Origin of the sequence: Alcanivorax sp. DSM 26293, from assembly GCF_900107995.1 — a bacterium.
Classification (GTDB): Bacteria; Pseudomonadota; Gammaproteobacteria; order Pseudomonadales; family Alcanivoracaceae; genus Alcanivorax.
In genome coordinates this window covers 470,889-486,295 of the sequence record NZ_FNUM01000002.1, presented here as the reverse complement: position 1 = coordinate 486,295, position 15,407 = coordinate 470,889, and the positions used below count along the sequence as shown (strand labels likewise).

The window sequence follows — 15,407 nt, the reverse complement described above, 5'->3', positions numbered from 1 at the left end:
AACAACGGCGGTGGCGGGCTACTCGGATTTTTGCAGACGGCGCAGCAGGGCGGAGGTATCCCAGCGTCCGCCACCCATGGCCTGGATCTCCCGATAGAAATCATTGACCTGGGCCGTCACCGGCAAGAGGGTGCCGTTGCGGGCAGCTTCTGCCAGGCAGATATCCAGATCCTTGCGCATCCAGTCCACCGCGAAACCATGTTCGTACTGGTCGTCGATCATGGTCTGGTGGCGGTGGGTCATTTGCCAGGAGCCGGCGGCGCCATGCTGAATGGTCTCGAAGACTTTGCCGGCATCCAGTCCGGCATTCCGGGCAAAGGCGACGCCTTCGGCGAGGGCTTCTACCAGGCCTGCCACGCAGATCTGGTTGACCATCTTGGTGAGCTGCCCACTGCCCGCCGGGCCCATCAGATTGACCGCTTTGGCATAGTGGTTCAGCACGGGAACCGCGCGCTGATAGGCCGCATCGTCGCCGCCACACATGATCGATAGCTGGCCGTTTTCGGCCCCCTGCTGGCCGCCTGACACTGGTGCATCGATAAAGTCTGCCTGGCGATCCCGGCAGGCGGCGTCCAGCTCCCGGGCCACGGCGGCGCTGGCGGTGGTGTGATCCACCAGCAGGGCGCGTTCGCTGAGCGTTTTCAGCACGCCGTCAGGTCCCTGGGTGACCTGGCGCAGATCATCGTCATTGCCCACGCAGACAAACACCATGGCAGCGCCCGCGGCGGCTTCTGCTGGCGTATCCGCGGTGCGGCCACGGAAATCCCGGGCCCACTGTCGGGCGCGGCTGGCGGTTCGGTTGTAGACGGTCACGGACAGCCCGGCCTCGGCCAGGTGGCCGGCCATGGGATAGCCCATGGTGCCGAGCCCGATAAAAGCGGCGTTAATCTGTGACATTGCGGGTGTCCTGCTCCGTTACGGTGGCGGGGTCATTGGCCGGGAGTGGATAGGCGGCAAAGCGGGGGGCGGTGAGGCTGCCCAGGTACAGGGTATTGCCGTGTTGCTCCACGCTGGTGATGGGGGCGAAGGCGTCGGCGCTGGTGTCCTGCAAGTTGTGCGTGACGTCACCCTGTTCGTTCAGGCCCAGAACGAAGCCGTGGTGGGCAGGCTGGGGCTGGAGGAAGGATGGCAGTCGGAAGGCCACCTTGCGCAGCTGGGGCTTGTCGGACATGGCGTCCAGCATGGCATTGCGCGGGCTGAACAGGGCCACCCAGAAGGTGCCATTGCCGTTGGCGGAGACGCCGTCGGGAATCCCGGGCAGGTTGTCGAAGAACACATCATGGCTGCCGGCTTTGTCGCCTTTCAGCCAGTAGCGGACGATCCGGTAACTCCCGGTTTCATTGACCAGGACAAAGTCCTCGTCCTGGGACAGTGCAACGCCGTTGGCGAATTGCAGGCCATCCAGCAGGACTTCGGCTTTCTCTGTCGCCGGGTCATAACGTAGCAGGCGGCCATGACCGCCGTGTTCGAGAATATCGTCGCGGGCGTGCAGGGCGGGACCGAATTTGCTGGATGCATCGGTAAAGTAGATGACCCCATTGCTGTCCGCGTCCACATCGTCGGTGAACCGGTAATCCACACCATTGGCCCGTTGTGACAGGGCGGCAATGGCGCCGGAGGGGCTGATGCTGAGCAGGCCCTTGTAGCCGTCGGCCACGATCAGATTGCCCTGGGGGTCGAAATCCAGACCCAGCGGACGCCCCTTGGTGTCGGCTATCAGGTCCGGGTTGCTGCCATCCGGGTCAAACCGGACGATGCGCCCGTCCACATAGCCAACGTAGAGAAAGCCGTCGTCATCAATGGCCACGTCTTCCGGGCCGACACCTTCATCCACTGCCAGAGAGCGGCTTTTTGCCAGGGCGGAGTTGCTGGCGTAGGGGCCTTCCAGTGCTGGCGCTTCGGGGGCTTGCCAGGCAACAGGGTCAATGGATACCGGCCAGAACAACAGATAGCCAACCAGAATGACGAGAATCAGCAGTGCGATGTTTTTTATCATTGGAATCCGGAAGATCAATTAACGGAAAGCTGATGCTTGCATGCACGGGGCAACCACGCAAATGCAGGGCGGTAATAGCGTGTAATCAGCGCGGTGAAGTCTGTGTTGGCTGGTGAGCGAGAAGCGAGTTTCGAGGAGCGAAAGGCGGAGTCACGAGAGGGGTTTGGGGTTCGTGGCTCGCAACATTCAACTCGTAACTGCTTTTCTTCCGGCACAAAAAAAACCGCCCGGAGGCGGTTTTTTTGTCTGGCGATAACGGGCGCTTATTTGCGCTCGTTGACCGGTACGAACTCGCGTTCGGTCTCGCCGGTGTACAGCTGACGCGGACGGCCAATCTTGTACGGGTTGGAGATCATTTCGTTCCAGTGTGCGATCCAGCCCACGGTGCGGGACAGGGCGAAGATCACGGTGAACATGGAGGTCGGAATACCGATCGCCTTGAGGATGATGCCGGAGTAGAAATCCACGTTCGGGAACAATTTCTTCTCTTTGAAGTAGGGGTCGCTCAGAGCGATCTCTTCCAGCTTCATGGCCAGTTCCAGCTGCGGGTCGTTGACACCGAGTTCGGCCAGCACTTCGTGGCAGGACTCGCGCATTACCGTGGCACGCGGGTCGTAGTTCTTGTAGACGCGGTGACCGAAGCCCATCAGCTTGAACGGATCGTTCTTGTCCTTGGCCTTGGCGATGTAGGTGTCGATGTTATCCAGGGAGCCGATTTCATCCAGCATGTTCAGCACGGCTTCGTTGGCGCCACCGTGTGCCGGGCCCCACAGGGCAGAAATGCCGGCAGCGATACAGGCGAACGGGTTGGCACCGGAGGAACCAGCCAGACGCACGGTAGAGGTAGAGGCGTTCTGCTCGTGATCAGCGTGCAGGATGAAGATGCGATCCATGGCCTTGGCCAGGGTCGGGCTGATCTTGGATTCTTCGCAGGGGTTGCCGAACATCATGTGCAGGAAGTTCTCTGCGTAACCCAGGTCGTTGCGCGGGTACATGAAGGGCTGGCCCAGCGCGTACTTGTAGCACATGGCCGCGATGGTGGGCATCTTGGCGATCAGGCGGTATGCGGTGATTTCACGGTGCTCGGGATTATTGATGTCCAGAGAGTCGTGGTAGAAAGCGGACAGGGCGCCCACTACGCCACACATGATGGCCATGGGGTGAGCATCGCGGCGGAAACCGTTGAAGAAATTGCGAATCTGCTCATGCACCATGGTGTGGTTCTTAACGGTGCTGACAAATTGCTCTTTCTGCTCAGCTGTCGGCAACTCGCCGTAGAGCAGGGTGTAGCACACTTCCAGGTAGTCGGACTTACCAGCCAGTTCCTCGATGGAGTAGCCGCGGTGCAGCAGCTTACCCACTTCACCATCAATAAAGGTGATCTTGGATTCACAGGAAGCGGTGGAGGTAAAGCCCGGGTCGAAGGTAAAGACACCATTGGCTACCAGTTTGGACACGTCGATAACGTCGCGGCCCAGGGTGGGGGAGTAGATAGGCAGGTCCAGGTCCTTACCATCTACCTTGAGAGTGGCTTTCTTCTCGGTCATGGGAATCTCTCCATTGGCGGACGAGGGAACGTTCCTCAAGGCAAGGAAGGTCCTCCAAAGCGCGGGGGAAGGTAAAGTTTTGACACACCTTTGTCAACGCGAACCCGGGAACCGGTGAGTCAGACTTTTGTAGGGTAAACAGCTTGTTACGGCCATAAACCCGTTTTGCATCAGGGTGGTGCAGGCTCTTTTCGTGGCGCTCACATCCGGTGCGGCATTGTAAATCAAGGCGTTAGGAGAAAGATACTTTGTCTTAATCGCCTGTTTAAGGTGCTCGGCGTTTGTTTTGCTCAGGGCGCGGCGATATACTGCCGCCCGGCAGAAACCTCTGACTGGGGGTTTTGTGCGGGCCCACCCCGGCCCGGGCGAGGTTGTTAAGATCAGACTTCACGTTTTGATCTCAACAACTTTGCCAAAGTTCCCGACAACCGCCCCAACCTGGGGCCCGGCTATAAGTAGGCTACCGTGAACGATAAGCGACCCGTTAACCTCGATCTGAGCACGATCAAGTTCCCGGTCACGGCTATAGCATCTATCACCCACCGTGTAACCGGCGTTGCCATTTTCCTGGCGTTGCCGATTCTGCTGTGGATGCTGGATCGCTCCCTGGCGTCTCCCGAGAGCTTTGCGGACCTGAAAGAACTGATGACCTCCCCGCTGGTGAAGCTGGTGGTATGGGCCATTCTGGCAGTACTGCTGTATCACCTGGTGGCAGGTATTCGCCACCTCGTTATGGACGCTGGCGTGGGTGAGAGCCTGGAAGGCGGCCGACGTGGTGCCAAGCTGGTATTCATCATTTCTGTAGTACTGATTCTGCTGGTAGGAGGCTGGATATGGTAACCAGTGTGACGAGCCTGGGCCGTAACGGCCTGTATGACTGGCTCATTCAACGTGTATCCGCCGTGATCATCGGGGTCTACCTGATCGGCATGCTCGGCTACCTGATGGTTGCCGGCGATCTGGACTATGGCAGCTGGAAAGCCCTGATGGGCTCTGTCTGCATGCAGATTGCCAACACCCTGCTGGTAGTTTCTGTTGCAGCACACACCTGGGTAGGTCTGTGGGGCGTAACCACCGACTACCTGACCAGCTTGACCTTCGGTAAAGCCGCCACTGGCGTTCGCCTGATTGCCCAGCTCGCAATTGCACTGGCTCTGGTGGTGTACCTGCTGTGGGGTCTGGTTCTGATCTGGGGAGGGGCGTAATCCATGTCCATTCGCACTATTACGTTTGACGCTATCGTCGTAGGTGGTGGTGGTGCCGGTATGCGCGCCTCACTGCAGATGGCCCAGTCCGGTTTCAAGACCGCGCTGATTTCCAAAGTTTTCCCGACCCGTTCGCACACCGTTTCCGCCCAGGGCGGCATTACCTGTGCGATCGCGTCTGCCGATCCCAACGATGATTGGCGCTGGCACATGTACGATACCGTCAAGGGCTCCGACTACATCGGTGACCAGGACGCTATCGAATACATGTGTAATGTGGGCCCGGAAGCGGTATTCGAGCTGGACCACATGGGTCTGCCGTTCTCCCGTACCGAAGAAGGCCGTATTTACCAGCGTCCTTTCGGTGGTCAGTCCAAGAACTTCGGTGAGGGTGGCCAGGCGGCCCGTACCTGTGCGGCCGCTGACCGTACCGGCCACGCGCTGCTGCACACCCTGTACCAGCAAAACCTGAAAAACGGCACCCAGTTCTATAACGAGTGGTACGCCGCCGAGCTGGTAAAAGACGCTGATGGCAATGTCTGTGGCGTGATCGCCATCGACATCGAATCCGGCGAAACCGTGTTCTTCAAGGCCAAGGCTACCGTCTTTGCCACCGGGGGCTCCGGTCGTATCTACGCCTCCACCACCAATGCCCTGATCAACACCGGCGACGGCGTTGGCATGGCCCTGCGTGCGGGTCTGCCGGTTCAGGACATTGAAATGTGGCAGTTCCATCCCACCGGCATTGCCGGTGCCGGTGTGCTGGTGACCGAGGGTTGCCGGGGCGAGGGTGGCTACCTGATCAACAAGGACGGCGAGCGCTTCATGGAGCGTTATGCGCCGAACGCCAAAGACCTGGCATCCCGTGACGTTGTGGCCCGCTCCATGATGATGGAAATCCTGGATGGGCGTGGTGCCGGCCCCAATGGCGATCACGTGTTCCTGAAGCTGGATCACCTGGGTGAGGAAGTGCTGCACAGCCGCCTGCCGGGCATCTGTGAACTGGCTATTACCTTTGCCCAGACCGACCCGGTGAAAGAGCCGATTCCGGTTGTTCCCACTTGTCACTACATGATGGGCGGCATTCCCACCAATGTTCACGGTCAGGCGATCAAGTTGTCCGGTGGCCATGAGGGCGAAGACCAGTTTGTTAACGGTCTCTTCGCGGTGGGCGAGGTAGCCTGCGTATCTGTACATGGTGCCAACCGTCTGGGTGGCAATTCGCTGCTGGACCTGGTGGTATTCGGTCGTGCGGCCGGTCTCTTTATCGAAGACCAGCTGCGTCAGGGTATGACCCAGTATGAGCCTTCCGATTCTGATATCGAACAGGCTCTGTCCCGTGTGCGTCGCTGGGATGAGTCCAGCGGTGGAGAATCTGTTTCTGCCCTGCGCAAAGAGCTGCAGAGCGTGATGCAGAATCACTTCGGGGTGTTCCGTAAGGGTGACCTGATGGCGGAAGGTGTGGCCAAACTGGCGGATCTGCGTGAGCGGATTTCCAAGGCGCATCTGGATGACAAGAGCAAGCCGTTCAACACCGCGCGTATCGAAGCGCTGGAGCTGGACAATCTGCTCGAGGTGGCGGAAGCCACTGCCATCGCTGCAGAAGGCCGTACCGAAAGCCGTGGCGCGCATTCCCGCTACGACTACCCGGATCGTGATGATGAGAACTGGCTGTGCCATTCCATCTTCGACCCCACTGCCAAGAAGCTGGGTAAGCGCGAGGTGAATTTCAAGCCGAAGACCGTTGACACCTTCCAGCCCAAGGCGCGGACCTACTAAGGGGAGCTAACGATGAAAGTCAGTATCTATCGCTACAATCCGGAAACGGACCGCGAGCCGACCATGAAGGAGTATGAGGTCGATACCCAGGGTAAAGACCTCATGGTGCTGGATATCCTGGCTCTGGTGAAAGAGCAGGACGAATCCATGTCCTACCGTCGCTCCTGCCGTGAAGGCGTGTGTGGTTCCGATGGTATGAACATGAACGGCAAGAACGGCCTGGCCTGTATTACGCCGCTGTCCCAGGTGGCGCCGGGTGTCCTGGAAGGCAAGAAGCCGCTGATCCTGCGTCCCTTGCCCGGCCTGCCGGTGATCCGTGACCTGGTCGTAGACATGGGCATGTTCTACAACCAGTACGAAAAGGTGCAGCCGTTCCTGCAGAACAGCACCCCGGCACCGGCCATTGAGCGCCTGCAGACTCCGGAAGATCGTGCCAAGCTGGATGGCCTGTATGAGTGCATCCTGTGCGCCTGCTGCTCTACCAGCTGTCCGAGCTTCTGGTGGAACCCGGACAAGTTCCTGGGTCCGGCGGCCCTGTTGCAGAGCTACCGCTTCCTGGCGGACAGCCGCGATACGGCCACTGAAGAGCGATTGAGCAAACTGGACGACCCGTTCAGCCTGTTCCGTTGCCATGGCATCATGAACTGTGTCAGCGTGTGTCCGAAAGGGCTCAACCCGACCCGGGCCATTGGCCATATCCGTTCCATGCTACTGGAACGGGGCATCTGACCCGAACGAAGGAGGCGGCCATGTGGCCGCCTTTTTTGTTTCTGGTGTTGAGCAATACCGCTGTCTATTCGACGTTTCGCCAATGCAGTGACAGGCATAAAAAGTGTTACCTTATTTTATCAAGACGGCGTCTAACAAAAGCGAAATAAAAGGGCTACACTAGACGTCGGTTCGAGGTAATCCCTCGTCGAGACGTGGCATAACACTCACTCTCACCAACCCGGTGAAGATGGGTGGTTTTGTTGCATCTCATGGGTGGGGCAGGGCTTAAAAGGCGCTGTCCCGGACAATACAAAGCGTACGGGAACAGGGTCGCCCCCCTGTGGTCGCAGTGACACCAGTTACCACAGAGTGTGACACCTCCCGCTGAAGGAACGAGCTGACATGCAAGACAGTTCCATGCAGCGCCAATGGCAGTCCTCCCACATTGGAGGAGCCAACGCCGCCTATGTCGACGAACTGTACGAATCCTATCTGACTGACCCCAATTCTGTGCCGGAAGACTGGCGCGTCTACTTCGAAAAACTCCCCAGTGTTGATGCCGCCGTCGAGTCCGACGTGCCCCATGCGGCTGTTCGCGAATATTTCCTGCTACAAGCCAAGAATCGCTCCCGTGTGCAAAAGTTTGGCGCCAGTGCTGTCAGCACTGAGCACGAGCGGCGCCAGGTGCGTGTGCTGCACCTGATTGCGGCGTACCGCAACCGGGGCCATCAGGTGGCCAAGCTGGATCCGCTGGGGATTATGGAGCGTGAAGCGGTACCGGATCTGGAGTTGTCACACCACGGGTTAAGTCCCGCGGACCTGGATACCGTATTCCAGACCGGTAACCTGTTTATCGGCAAACCGGAAGCCACCCTCCGTGAAATTGTTGACTGCTTGCAAGGCACCTATTGTTCCAGTGTCGGTGCCGAATATATGCATATCGTCAACACTGCGGAAAAACGCTGGTTGCAACAGCGTATGGAAGGGGTGCGCAGCCATCCGGAATACGGCGAAGACGTCAAAAAGCATATCCTCGAACGTCTCTCCGCCGCGGAAGGCCTGGAAAAATACCTGGGCAGCAAGTACCCAGGCACCAAACGTTTTGGGCTGGAAGGCGGTGAATCCCTGATTCCGCTGATGGATGAAATCATCCAGCGGGTCGGCAGCTACGGGGCCAAGGAACTGGTCATCGGTATGGCCCACCGGGGCCGCCTGAACGTGCTGGTCAACACCCTGGGCAAGAGCCCCAAGGATCTGTTCGAGGAATTTGACGGCAAGAGCTTTATTGAAACCGGTTCCGGTGATGTGAAGTATCACCAGGGGTTTTCCTCCAACGTGCAGACTTCCGGTGGCGAAGTGCACCTGGCCATGGCCTTCAACCCGTCTCACCTGGAAATCGTGTCTCCGGTGGTGGAGGGCTCGGTACGGGCCCGTCAGGACCGCCGTGAGGATTTTGAAGGCGAGCAGGTGGTGCCGATCTTGCTGCATGGTGACGCGGCTTTCGCCGGCCAGGGTGTGGTCATGGAAACCTTCCAGATGTCACAGACCCGCGGCTTCAAGACCGGCGGGACCCTGCATGTGATCATCAACAATCAGGTCGGTTTCACCACCAGCCGACGTGAGGATGCCCGTTCCACCGAATACTGCACCGACGTGGCGAAGATGGTTCAGGCGCCGATCTTCCACGTCAATGCGGACGACCCGGAAGCCGTGTACTTCGTTACCCAGCTGGCCGTGGACTACCGCATGCAGTTCAAGAAGGATGTGGTTATCGACCTGATCTGTTATCGCCGGCTTGGTCATAACGAGGCGGATGAGCCGTCTTCCACCCAGCCGTTGATGTACAAGAAGATCAAGTCTCACCCGACCACCCGTACCCTGTACGCGGAACGTCTGGTCAGAGAGGGCGTAGTCAGTGAACAGGCTGCGCAGAAAACGGCTGACGATTATCGCAACATGCTGGACGCGGGCGACCATGTGGTGAAATCGCTTGTACGCGAGCCGAACAAGTCACTGTTTGTGGACTGGTCACCGTATATCGGTCATCAGGTGGAAGATGACTGGGATACCAGCTATCCGCTGAAAAAACTGCAGGATCTGGCTACCCGTCTGGAAACGCCGCCGGAAGGCTTTGTGGTTCAGCGTCAGGTCAAGAAGATCCTTGAAGACCGACGCAAGATGACGGCCGGGGCCTTGCCGCTGAACTGGGGCTATGGGGAAACCCTGGCCTATGCCACCTTGATTGATCAGGGCTTTAATGTCCGTATCACCGGCCAGGATTCCGGCCGCGGGACCTTCTCCCACCGTCATGCGGTTCTGCATAACCAGAAAGACGGTGAGCAGTATGTGCCGCTGCAGCATCTCTATGACGAGCAGCCGCGCTTCGACATTTATGATTCCTTGTTGTCGGAAGAAGCGGTGCTTGGTTACGAGTACGGCTATTCCACCACCACCCCCAAGACCCTGGTGATCTGGGAGGCGCAATTCGGCGATTTCGCCAATGGTGCCCAGGTGGTGATCGACCAGTTCATCTCCTCCGGGGAAGCAAAGTGGGGCCGCCTGTGTGGTCTCACCATGCTGTTGCCCCATGGCTACGAAGGGCAGGGGCCGGAGCATTCCTCCGCTCGACTGGAACGTTTCCTGCAGCTGTGCGCAGAGCACAACATGCAGGTATGCGTGCCCAGCACCCCGGCCCAGATTTACCACCTGCTGCGCCGTCAGGCAGTCCGCCCGTTGCGCAAGCCGCTGGTGATCATGAGCCCGAAGAGTTTGCTGCGGCACAAGAAAGCCATCTCCACACTGGAAGAGCTGGCCGACGGTATTTTCCGTACCGTGCTGGATGATCCTGCGGAGCTGGATCGTGACAAGGTGAAACGGGTAGTGATGTGCTCTGGCAAGGTGTACTACGACCTGCTGGAAAAGCGGGACAGTGATGATTTGAACGACACTGCGCTGATTCGTGTCGAGCAGCTTTACCCGTTCCCGGAACAGCGTCTTCAGCAAGTGCTGGAGGGATACCCCAATCTGGAAACCCTGGTGTGGTGTCAGGAAGAACCCATGAACCAGGGCGCCTGGTATTGCTCGCAACACCATATGTATCGGGTGGCCCGTGAGGTCGGAGACCTGCGGGTGCATTACGCAGGTCGGGATATGGCTGCCGCGCCGGCGGCCGGGTCCATGGCCCTTCATGTGGAACAACAGCAGCGTCTGGTCCAGGACGCCTTCGAGATCAAGTAAATAAGGATTAGGCATGGCGACTGATATCAAAGCACCGCAGTTTCCCGAATCAGTAGCGGACGGCACCGTAGCCACCTGGCACAAGCAGGAAGGTGAAGCGGTCAAGCGTGATGAGCTGCTGGTGGATATTGAAACCGACAAGGTGGTGCTGGAAGTAGTGGCACCGGCTGACGGTGTAGTCAGCAAGATTCTCGCCGGTGAAGGCGACACGGTTGAGAGCCAGCAGGTGCTGGGTCATTTCGAAGAGGGCGCCAGCGGTGGTGCTGCGCCGTCCGGTGACAAGGCCGATTCGGCACCGGCGGAAGAAGAGAAAGAGGAACCGGCAGAAGCACCGGCGAAAGCCAGTGAGTCTGCCAGTGATGATGACAGCGCGTCGGACCAGGCGGGTCCGGCTGCCCGCAAGTTGATGACCGAGCACGGCGTGGCCGCGGAACAGGTAACGGGTACTGGCAAGGGTGGCCGTATTACCAAGGCGGATGTGGAAAAAACCATCAGCGCCAAGGAAGAGAAGCGGGCCAGCCAGCCGGCTCCGCAGCAGCCCGCTACCGTGGATGTGCCGGCAACGCCGGGCGAGCGCGAAGAGCGTCGGGTACCGATGACCCGCCTGCGCAAGCGTATCGCCGAGCGTCTGGTGTCTGCCCAGCAGAACTCCGCCATGTTGACCACCTTCAACGAGGTCAACATGAAGCCGATCATGGATATGCGCAAGCATTACCAGCCGGAATTCGAAAAGGCCCACAACGTGCGTCTGGGCTTCATGGGCTTCTTTACCCGTGCCTGTGTGGAAGCGCTGAAGCGTTTCCCGGCGGTGAATGCCTCTATCGACGGTGAGGATATCGTGTACCACGGTTACTACGACGTGGGTGTGGCGGTGTCCACCGAGCGCGGGCTGGTGGTGCCGGTGATTCGCGATGCGGACCAGCGTGGTCTGGCAGAAGTGGAATCACAGATCATCGAGTTCGGTCAGAAGGCCCAGAAGGGCAAGCTCTCCATTGAGGAAATGACCGGTGGCACCTTCACCATTTCCAATGGCGGGGTGTTCGGGTCACTGATTTCCACGCCCATTCTCAACCCGCCGCAGACCGCCATCCTCGGTATGCACAAAATCCAGGAACGTCCCATGGCCGTGGACGGCAAGGTGGAAATCCTGCCGATGATGTACCTGGCGCTGTCCTACGATCACCGCTTGATTGATGGCAAGGAAGCGGTGCAGTTCCTGGTGGCAGTGAAAAACTTTATCGAAGATCCGGCGCGTTTGCTGCTGGATATCTGAATGTATGCCTGCACGCATCACGTCGGCACGCAACCACGCTAAGGGCGTGCCAGCGTGTTGCGTGAAGCGTGCCAGCGATTGAAGGAATAGATCATGGCTGACAAGTACGACGTCATTGTCATCGGTGGTGGCCCCGGCGGTTATGTGGCTGCCATTCGTTGTGCGCAACTGGGTTTCAACACGGCCTGCATTGAAAAACGGATCAACAAACAGGATGAGCCGGCACTGGGCGGTACCTGCCTGAACGTGGGCTGCATTCCCTCCAAGGCGTTGCTGGATTCTTCCTGGAAGTATCACGAAGCGCAGAGCTCTCTGGCGGACCATGGCATCAAACTGGGTGATGTGAGCCTGGATCTGGATGCCATGCACAAGCGCAAGGACACCATCGTCCGCAACCTGACCGGTGGTATCGCCCAGCTTTTCAAGGCTAACAAGGTGACCTGGCTGCAAGGCTCCGGCCAGCTGAAAAGTGGCAAGCAGGTGGAGTTTACGCCGCTGGAAGGGGATGCCCAGACCTTGCAGGCCGAGAACATCATTCTCGCCGCAGGTTCTGTGCCGGTGGAAATTCCGCCCACTCCGATCGATCAGAAGCTGATCGTCGACTCGACCGGCGCGCTGGATCTGCCCGAAGTGCCCAAACGTCTTGGCGTGATCGGTGCAGGCGTGATCGGGCTGGAGCTGGGCAGTGTCTGGGCCCGGCTCGGCAGTGAAGTGGTGGTTCTGGAAGCGGTGGATACCTTCCTGCCCACGGTGGATCAACAGATCGCCAAGGATGCCCGGAAACAGTTCAGTAAACAGGGTCTGGATATCCGCCTTGGCGCCCGGGTCACCGGGTCCGAGGTGAAAAAGAACCAGGTCGTGGTCAACTTTACCGATAAAGACGGGGACCAGCAGGAAACCTTCGATCGGTTGATTGTCGCGGTGGGCCGTCGCCCCTACACCGAGGGCCTGCTCAGCCAGGATGCCGGTGTCAGCCTGGACGAGCGTAATTTCGTCTACGTGGACAGCCAGTGCCGCACGGATGTGCCCGGTGTCTACGCCATCGGTGATCTGGTGCGCGGTCCGGCGCTGGCTCACAAGGCCATCGAAGAAGGTGTGATGGTGGCCGAGGTGATTGCCGGTGAGCACACTCAGGTCAACTACGATGCCGTCCCGGGGGTGATCTATACCCATCCGGAAGTGGCCTGGGTGGGCAAGACCGAAGAAGAAGTGAAGGAATCCGGGGAAGCCTACAAGACCGGTGCGGTGCCATTTGCGGCCAATGGTCGCGCCATGGCGGCTGGTGAGACCGGGGGCATGGTGAAGTTTGTGGCGGATGAAAAGACCGACCGCATTCTCGGCATGCATGTGGTCGGTCCTCAGGCGTCCGAGTTGATCCAGCAAGGCGTGGTGGCGATGGAATTCGGCGCCACCATCGAAGATTTGCAACTGATGGTGTTCGGTCATCCGAGCCTGTCGGAAACCGTTCATGAAGCCGCCCTGGCCGTGGATTACAAGGCAATCCACGTGGCGCAGCGTCGGCGCAAGAAATAACGCCGCAGAACGGTCGCGAAGTGACGGCGTCCGGACACGGGCGCCACTCATTCATTGATATGGAAGTATTGGCATGAATCTCCATGAATATCAGTCAAAGCAGCTTTTTGCTGATTATGGTCTGCCAGTTTCTACCGGTTTCGCCTGCGATACTCCTGAAGAGGTCGCAGCCAAAACCAGAGAAATTGGTGGTGACAAGTGGGTGGTAAAAGCCCAGGTGCACGCGGGTGGCCGGGGCAAAGCCGGGGGCGTGAAGCTGGTCAACAGTCCGGAAGAAGCGGCGGAGTTTGCCAAGCAATGGCTGGGCAAAAACCTGGTCACGTTCCAGACCGATGAACACGGTCAGCCGGTGTCCAAGATTCTGGTGGAAACCTGCACGGATATCGCCAAGGAACTCTATCTGAGCGCGGTGTTTGACCGTGCCTCCCGACGAGTCGTGTTCATGGCCTCCACAGAAGGTGGCGTGGATATCGAAACCGTTGCGGAAGAGACCCCGGAAAAGATCCTCAAAGCAGAGGTGGATCCGCTGGTGGGTGCACAGCCCTACCAGGCCCGTGAGATCGCTTTCAAACTCGGCCTTGAGGGCAAGCAGGTCGGCCAGTTCGCCAAAATCTTTGTGGGCCTGGCCAAGCTGTTTGAAGACAAGGATCTGGCATTGATTGAGGTGAACCCCCTGGTGATCACGGACCAGGGCGATCTGCATTGCCTGGATGCCAAGATCAACGTGGATGGCTCAGCACTGTACCGCCACCCGGACATCAAGGCCCTGGAAGACCCCAGCCAGGAAGACGAGCGTGAGCGCCGTGCTGCAGAGTGGGATCTCAACTACGTGGCCCTGGACGGCAACATCGGCTGCATGGTCAACGGTGCCGGCCTGGCCATGGGCACCATGGATCTGGTCAAGCTCAAAGGCGGTGCGCCGGCCAACTTTCTGGATGTGGGCGGTGGCGCCACCAAGGAGCGGGTCACCGAAGCCTTCAAAATCATCCTCTCCGATGATCAGGTAAAAGGCGTTCTGGTAAACATCTTCGGTGGTATCGTTCGCTGCGATCTGATCGCCGAGGGTATTATCGGAGCCGTGGAGGAAGTGGGTGTGACCGTACCCGTGGTGGTTCGCCTGGAAGGTAACAATGCGGAGCTGGGCTCCCAGAAGCTGGCAGAAAGTGGCATGAACATCATCGCCGCGCAAAGTTTTGACGACGCTGCCGAGCAGGTAGTGAAAGCAGTGGGAGGTGCCGCATGAGCGTACTGATCGACAAGAACACCAAAGTCATCTGCCAGGGTTTCACCGGCAGCCAGGGCACCTTTCATTCCGAGCAGGCCATCGAATACGGTACCAAGATGGTTGGCGGTGTGACTCCGGGCAAGGGCGGCCAGACTCACCTGGGCCTGCCAGTGTTCAACACCGTGGCTGAAGCGGTTGCCGAAACTGGCGCCACTGCCAGTGTGATCTATGTGCCGGCACCGTTCTGTAAGGACTCCATTCTGGAAGCTGCCGATGCAGGGGTGGAGCTGATCGTCTGTATTACCGAGGGCATTCCTGCGCTGGATATGCTGTACGTGAAGGAATACATCACTCGCAAGGGCGGCGTACGCCTGATCGGCCCCAACTGCCCAGGTGTGATCACTCCCGGTGAGTGCAAGATCGGTATCATGCCCGGTCACATTCACCAGCCGGGCAAGGTGGGTATCGTATCCCGCTCTGGCACCCTGACCTATGAGGCGGTCAACCAGACCACCAAGCTGGGTTTTGGTCAGTCTACCTGCATCGGTATTGGCGGCGACCCGATTCCCGGCACCACCTTTATCGATGCCCTGGAACTGTTCCAGAACGATCCCCAGACCGAAGCCATTGTCATGGTCGGTGAGATCGGGGGCACTGCAGAAGATGAAGCGGCAGCCTATATCAAGGAGCACGTGACCAAGCCGGTAGTCAGCTACATTGCCGGTGTGACGGCGCCTCCGGGTAAGCGCATGGGGCATGCTGGCGCCATCATTGCTGGCGGCAAGGGGACTGCGGACGAGAAGTTTGCTGCTCTGGAAGCGGCCGGAGTGACAACTGTGCGGAACCCTGCGGAAATCGGCAAGGCTGTCAAAGAAGCGACGGGCTGGTAAATCGCCCCCCC

At 58.9% G+C, this 15,407-nt stretch carries 12 protein-coding genes; 9 read left to right on the top strand and 3 right to left on the bottom strand.

Going from position 1 to position 15,407, the window contains the following annotated elements:
• Positions 1-18: 18 nt before the first annotated feature.
• From C4S63_RS05775 to gltA, 3 genes are all read right to left on the bottom strand, one after another.
• Positions 19-897, bottom strand: coding sequence for an NAD(P)-dependent oxidoreductase (locus C4S63_RS05775; protein ID WP_103916963.1), 879 nt, complete (start codon positions 895-897; stop codon positions 19-21).
• Positions 884-1,996, bottom strand: coding sequence for an SMP-30/gluconolactonase/LRE family protein (locus tag C4S63_RS05770; protein WP_103916962.1), 1,113 nt, complete (start codon positions 1,994-1,996; stop codon positions 884-886). The genes C4S63_RS05775 and C4S63_RS05770 overlap by 14 nt, the downstream gene beginning before the upstream one ends.
• A gap of 263 nt (positions 1,997-2,259) precedes the next feature.
• Positions 2,260-3,543, bottom strand: coding sequence for a citrate synthase (gene gltA, locus C4S63_RS05765; RefSeq protein WP_062816189.1), 1,284 nt, complete (start codon positions 3,541-3,543; stop codon positions 2,260-2,262).
• Between the two features lie 465 nt (positions 3,544-4,008).
• Between gltA and sdhC the strand changes: the two genes are divergently transcribed.
• The 9 genes from sdhC (at position 4,009) to sucD (ending at position 15,396) form a co-directional block, all read left to right on the top strand.
• Positions 4,009-4,383: a succinate dehydrogenase, cytochrome b556 subunit gene (gene sdhC / locus C4S63_RS05760; protein WP_062816188.1), complete on the top strand. Its 375-nt coding sequence runs from the start codon at positions 4,009-4,011 to the stop codon at positions 4,381-4,383.
• Complete coding sequence (sdhD, locus tag C4S63_RS05755; protein ID WP_062816187.1) at positions 4,377-4,748, top strand: succinate dehydrogenase, hydrophobic membrane anchor protein; 372 nt, start codon at positions 4,377-4,379, stop codon at positions 4,746-4,748. The genes sdhC and sdhD overlap by 7 nt, the downstream gene beginning before the upstream one ends.
• A 3-nt stretch (positions 4,749-4,751) precedes the next feature.
• Complete coding sequence (sdhA, locus tag C4S63_RS05750) at positions 4,752-6,527, top strand: succinate dehydrogenase flavoprotein subunit (protein ID WP_062816186.1); 1,776 nt, start codon at positions 4,752-4,754, stop codon at positions 6,525-6,527.
• 12 nt (positions 6,528-6,539) lie between these two features.
• Entirely contained in the window at positions 6,540-7,256 is a 717-nt protein-coding gene (locus C4S63_RS05745; RefSeq protein WP_063509462.1) for a succinate dehydrogenase iron-sulfur subunit, read from the top strand.
• A gap of 384 nt (positions 7,257-7,640) precedes the next feature.
• Complete coding sequence (locus C4S63_RS05740) at positions 7,641-10,475, top strand: 2-oxoglutarate dehydrogenase E1 component (RefSeq protein ID WP_062816184.1); 2,835 nt, start codon at positions 7,641-7,643, stop codon at positions 10,473-10,475.
• Between the two features lie 13 nt (positions 10,476-10,488).
• Entirely contained in the window at positions 10,489-11,748 is a 1,260-nt protein-coding gene (gene odhB, locus C4S63_RS05735; RefSeq protein WP_062816183.1) for a 2-oxoglutarate dehydrogenase complex dihydrolipoyllysine-residue succinyltransferase, read from the top strand.
• 93 nt (positions 11,749-11,841) lie between these two features.
• Positions 11,842-13,281, top strand: a complete 1,440-nt coding sequence (lpdA, locus tag C4S63_RS05730) for a dihydrolipoyl dehydrogenase (protein WP_062816182.1) — start codon at positions 11,842-11,844, stop codon at positions 13,279-13,281.
• Between the two features lie 73 nt (positions 13,282-13,354).
• A complete protein-coding gene (sucC, locus tag C4S63_RS05725) occupies positions 13,355-14,524 on the top strand; it encodes an ADP-forming succinate--CoA ligase subunit beta (protein ID WP_062816181.1) in 1,170 nt (389 codons plus the stop codon).
• On the top strand, positions 14,521-15,396 hold the full coding sequence (gene sucD, locus C4S63_RS05720) for a succinate--CoA ligase subunit alpha (RefSeq protein WP_062816180.1): 876 nt from the start codon (positions 14,521-14,523) through the stop codon (positions 15,394-15,396). The genes sucC and sucD overlap by 4 nt, the downstream gene beginning before the upstream one ends.
• The last annotated feature ends 11 nt before the right edge of the window (positions 15,397-15,407 follow it).

Bases quoted from the DNA above. Each gene is read 5' to 3' on its own strand.
- sucD (WP_062816180.1), top strand. From the start codon at position 14,521: ATGAGCGTACTGATCGACAAGAACACCAAAGTCATCTGCCAGGGTTTC.
- odhB (WP_062816183.1), top strand. From the start codon at position 10,489: ATGGCGACTGATATCAAAGCACCGCAGTTTCCCGAATCAGTAGCGGAC.
- gltA (WP_062816189.1), bottom strand. From the start codon at position 3,543: ATGACCGAGAAGAAAGCCACTCTCAAGGTAGATGGTAAGGACCTGGAC.
- C4S63_RS05745 (WP_063509462.1), top strand. From the start codon at position 6,540: ATGAAAGTCAGTATCTATCGCTACAATCCGGAAACGGACCGCGAGCCG.
- sdhD (WP_062816187.1), top strand. From the start codon at position 4,377: ATGGTAACCAGTGTGACGAGCCTGGGCCGTAACGGCCTGTATGACTGG.
- C4S63_RS05770 (WP_103916962.1), bottom strand. From the start codon at position 1,996: ATGATAAAAAACATCGCACTGCTGATTCTCGTCATTCTGGTTGGCTAT.
- sdhA (WP_062816186.1), top strand. From the start codon at position 4,752: ATGTCCATTCGCACTATTACGTTTGACGCTATCGTCGTAGGTGGTGGT.
- C4S63_RS05775 (WP_103916963.1), bottom strand. From the start codon at position 897: ATGTCACAGATTAACGCCGCTTTTATCGGGCTCGGCACCATGGGCTAT.
- C4S63_RS05740 (WP_062816184.1), top strand. From the start codon at position 7,641: ATGCAAGACAGTTCCATGCAGCGCCAATGGCAGTCCTCCCACATTGGA.
- lpdA (WP_062816182.1), top strand. From the start codon at position 11,842: ATGGCTGACAAGTACGACGTCATTGTCATCGGTGGTGGCCCCGGCGGT.
- sucC (WP_062816181.1), top strand. From the start codon at position 13,355: ATGAATCTCCATGAATATCAGTCAAAGCAGCTTTTTGCTGATTATGGT.